Source organism: Alcanivorax sp. (genome assembly GCF_014762765.1).
In the GTDB taxonomy this organism is placed as follows: domain Bacteria; phylum Pseudomonadota; class Gammaproteobacteria; order Pseudomonadales; family Alcanivoracaceae; genus Alcanivorax.
Genome location: NZ_JABURH010000057.1, coordinates 1 through 4,775, shown reverse-complemented (window position 1 = coordinate 4,775; position 4,775 = coordinate 1). Strand labels below are relative to the sequence as shown.

The 4,775-nt window shown below is 61.2% G+C and carries 2 protein-coding genes; both read left to right on the top strand.

Features of this window, described 5'->3' with window-relative positions:
- The first annotated feature begins 327 nt into the window (after positions 1-327).
- Positions 328-2,064: a GspE/PulE family protein gene (locus HUJ17_RS02075; RefSeq protein WP_290509131.1), complete on the top strand. Its 1,737-nt coding sequence runs from the start codon at positions 328-330 to the stop codon at positions 2,062-2,064.
- A gap of 331 nt (positions 2,065-2,395) precedes the next feature.
- A partial coding sequence (glnE, locus tag HUJ17_RS02070; RefSeq protein WP_290509130.1) for a bifunctional [glutamate--ammonia ligase]-adenylyl-L-tyrosine phosphorylase/[glutamate--ammonia-ligase] adenylyltransferase occupies positions 2,396-4,775 on the top strand: 2,380 nt, incomplete at its 3' end.

Sequence of the window (4,775 nt, the reverse complement as noted above, 5' to 3'; positions counted from 1 at the left end):
AACAGGCCGGCAATGGAGCTTCCAAAGGACATAGGCGCCTCGGATCCAGAGTCAGGTAGAAATCAGTGTCCCACTTTCCCGGGGCGTCGCCCATAGGGAGAGGAGCTCGGGTCATGGCACGACCGTGCGTCTGTCACGGATGTGTCATGAAGCTGGCCGCGAGTATAGTCAAAGGCGTCGGGGCTGTCAGGGTTTACCTGTTATCGTTACAGTACTACAAAATAATGAGACAGGCGGCTCTGCCCGCCCACGACCCGGAGAGTTTCCGTGAACGCCACTGCCAACCCCGCCAAACTGGATGGTCTGCTGATTGATGTGCGCTGGCTGATGCGCGAGTTGCTGGAAGAAGGGCGTGTCAGTCAGGAAGACTTCAATGTCATTTCCACCACGCCGCGGGAAAAGAAGGAACTGAACTGGCATCCGATCCAGGTGCTGGCCAAGTACCGGCTCACCGATCGGACCAATACCCACCAGTTGCTGGATGTGGACTTCCTGACCCACTGGCTGGGAGAAAAGGCGGGTATGCCGGTGTGTCACATTGATCCACTCAAGGTGCATGTGGACCAGGTGACCAATGTGATGAGCTACGCCTTTGCCGAACGTCACGGCATCGTGGCGGTGGAGGTGCTGCGGGACAAGGTGGTGGTGGCCTGCGATCAGCCCTTTGTGCGCGACTGGCAGGCCCACCTCAAGCAGGTGCTGCGTGATCGGGAGCTGGAGGTGGTGCTGGCCAATCCGGAGCAGCTGCGCCGTTACCGCGTTGAATTCTACAACCTGAGCCGTTCCATCGCCGGGGCTTCCGGCAACACCGGCCAGGAAATGTCCGGTATTACCAACTTCGAGCAGTTGCTGGAAGTGGGTAAGGGGCATCACGACGCGGACGACCAGCACATCGTCAATATCGTGGACTGGATTCTGCAGTACGCGTTTTCCCAGCGGGCCAGCGATATCCACCTGGAGCCCCGCCGGGAGACCGGCAAGATGCGTTTCCGGATCGATGGCGTGCTGCACGATGTCTACGAACTGCCGGCGGCGATCATGGCGGCGGTGACCAGCCGGTTGAAGATTCTCAGCCGCCTGAATGTGGCGGAAAAACGCAAGCCCCAGGATGGTCGCTTGAAGACCAAGTCCCCGGAAGGGGACGAGATCGAATTGCGTATCTCCACCCTGCCCACCGCCTTCGGGGAAAAGATGGTGATGCGGGTGTTCGACCCGGATGTGCTGGTGCGCAGCTTCGAGCAGATGGGTTTTACTACCGAGGATTACCAGGCCTGGCAGCGCATGACGTCCCATCCCCACGGGATCATCTTCGTCACCGGGCCCACCGGTTCAGGCAAGACCACCACCCTGTATTCCACCCTCAAGCAGCTGGCCACCAGCGAGGTGAATGTCTGCACCATTGAGGATCCCATCGAAATGGTGGAGCCCAGCTTCAACCAGATGCAGGTGCAGGCCAATATCGACGTGAGTTTTGCCCAGGGGGTCAAGGCCATGCTGCGCCAGGACCCGGATATCATCATGATCGGCGAGATCCGCGACCTGGCCACGGCGGACATGGCGATCCAGGCGGCGCTGACCGGTCACCTGGTGCTGTCCACCCTGCACACCAACGATGCCCCATCTTCCATTACCCGTCTGGTGGATCTGGGCGTGCCGCCCTACATGATCAGCGCCACGGTGCTCGGGGTGATGGCCCAGCGTCTGATTCGCACCCTCTGCCCCCATTGCAAGGAGGCAACGGAGACCGATGTGCAGGCCTGGGAGGAGCTGGTGCGCCCCTTCAAGATGAAGCCGCCGGAAGTGCTCTACCGCCCGGTGGGCTGTCTGGAATGTCGGGATACCGGCTACCTGGGGCGCATGGGGGTGTATGAAGCCATGCCCCTTAACACCAGCCTGAAAAACCATATTTCCCGGGGCTCTGAACTGGAAACCCTGACTCGCCAGGCCCTCAAGAACGGTATGAAGCCCCTGCGCATTAGTGGTGCCATGAAAGTGGCCAAGGGTCTGACCACCATTGAAGAGGTGATGCGGGTGACGCCATCCCAGGATATTTTGCTGGGGTGAATCAGCTGCAAGTTTCAAGCTACAAGGTACAAGGCGCGGAGGGAGGTGGTGCCATCTGGTTCGCTCTGGTTCCGCGCTGAATGCTCGATGATTGCCCCTGATTATTGGTCGCTGCGGGCGATGTGGCGTGCACGGTTTCGGTCGGCGTGAGCAAGGGAAAGCCCCGCTGTCGCTAGCATGGGCTCTTCAGAGTTGGCTGATTGCCATTGATTTCAGCGCGAAGCACCAAGGTTACAATGGCTTGCCGACCGTTCCCCGTGTTGCAGCTTGAAGCTTGAGGCTTGCATCTGCTGCTTGTAGCTTGCAGCCCGCCGTATAACAATAGCCGCCCATGAAAGAACCCCAATATCACGCTCTGCCGGATGAATTGTCGGTGCTGGTCAGCCAGCACTGGCAGCACTTTGTGGAATCCGGTCATCGTATCCCCGACGCCCTGCTTGATGACCTGCCCCGGGTGTGGGCGGGCTCTGACTATGTGGCGCAACAGTTTCAGCGTGATCCGGGCCTGGGTCAGTGGCTGCTGGACAGTGACCCGAGCCAGCCTCTGGCAGAGGATTCCCTGCGGCAGACCGTGCGCGACTTGCTGGCAGTGTGCCACAACGAGGACGAGCTCAAGCGGGCCCTGCGTCGTCTGCGTCACCGGCACATGGTGCGCATCATCTGGCGGGATCTGGCCGGGATAGGGGACTACCACAGCACCGTGGCGGATCTGTCGTTGCTGGCGGATACCCTGATTCAGGAAGCGCTCGCTGTGCTGCACGGCTGGGCCTGTGAGAAAAGCGGCACCCCCATGGGTCCGGATGGCAAGCCAGTGCAGCTGGTGGTGCTGGCCATGGGCAAGCTGGGGGCGCGGGAGCTGAATCTGTCCTCGGATATCGACCTGATCTTTGCCTATGAGCATGAAGGGGAGCTCGAGGGCGAACGGCGCAGCCTGAGTCACCACCAGTTTTTCGTGCGCCTGGGTCAGCAGTTGATCAAGGCCCTGGACCAGCCCACCGCGGATGGCTTCGTATTCCGGGTGGACATGCGCCTGCGGCCCTGGGGCAAGAGTGGTGTGCTGGCCATCGGTTTCGACGCCATGGAAGGGTATTACGAAACCCAGGGCCGTGAGTGGGAGCGCTATGCGCTGATCAAGATGCGTCCGGTGGGTGGTGATCTGCAGGCCGGCAAACGCCTGATCAAGCGGCTCAACCCCTTCGTCTATCGCCGCTATATCGACTACGGCGCCTTCCATTCCCTGCGCGAGATGAAATCCCTGATCGAACGGGAAGTGAACCGCAAGGGCATGCAGGCGGATGTGAAACTGGGCGCCGGTGGCATCCGAGAAGTGGAATTTATCGTCCAGGCCTTCCAGTTGATCCGTGGCGGCCAGTTGCCGGCCCTGCGGGAACCGAATCTGATCAAGGTGCTGCCGCAACTGGTGGAGCTGGAGTTGCTGCCGGAGGACGTGGCCGAGGAGCTCACCGAAGCCTATCTGTTCCTGCGGGATGTGGAGCATCGACTGCAGGGGATTGCGGATAAGCAGACCCAGCGCCTGCCTGACGACGAGCTGGGCTGGCAGCGTCTGACTTTTGCCATGGGCTTCTCCGCCCGCGCCGCCTTCGAGCGCAAGTTGCGGCGTTACCGGGAAAGCGTGCGTCATCATTTCAGCCAGGTGATCGCCGACCCGGAACAGGAAACCGACGCCGCCCAGGGCGCCGATCAGGAGCTGCTGGATCTGTGGCTGGGCGAGCTGGATGAGGCCCAGGCCGTGGCTCAACTGGAAGCCATCGGCGTGCAGGAGGGCGACAAGGTCTACGCCCATTTGAATGATTTCCGCGAGAGCCGCTCGGTGCAGAACATGCAGGCGATCGGTCGCGAGCGGCTGGACCGGCTGATGCCCCTGCTGCTGGAGGCCCTGGGTTACCAGGGTCACGGGGAAACCACCGTAGTACGACTGCTGGCTTTTGTGGAGGCGGTGCTACGCCGTAGCGCCTACATTGCCCTGTTGGTGGAAAACCCCAGCGCCCTGACCCAGTTGGTGAAACTGTCCGGAGCCAGCCCCTGGATCGCCGAGCGCCTTACCCTGCATCCGGTGCTGCTGGATGAGCTGCTGGACGTGCGCACTCTCTATTCGCCGCCGGAGCGGGCGGAGCTGGATGACGAGCTGCGCCAGCAGCTGCTGCGGGTGGCCGAGGATGATCTGGAACAGCAGATGGAGGTGCTGCGTAACTTCAAGCAGGCTCATCTGCTGCGGGTGGCGGCCTCGGAAGTCACCGAGGTGCTGCCACTGATGAAGGTCAGTGACTACCTCACCTGGCTGGCGGAAAGCATTCTCAACCAGGTAGTGATGCTGGCCTGGGAGCCGCTGGTGGAACGCCATGGTCGTCCCTCGCGCATCGACGGCCAGCCCTGCAACCCGGATTTTGTGGTGGCGGGTTACGGCAAGCTGGGCGGCATCGAGCTGGGGCACAACTCCGATCTGGACCTGGTGTTTCTGCACGATGCGGCCAGTAGCGGCATGACCGATGGCGACAAGCCGGTGGCCAACGAACAGTTCTATGCCCGCCTGGGCCAACGCATCATTCATATTCTGTCCACCCGCACCATGAGCGGCCAGCTGTACGAAGTGGATATGCGCCTGCGCCCCTCCGGTAGTGCCGGCTTGCTGGTTAGTTCCATGGATTCGTTCGAGAAATACCAGCTCAACGATGCCTGGACCTGGGAGCATC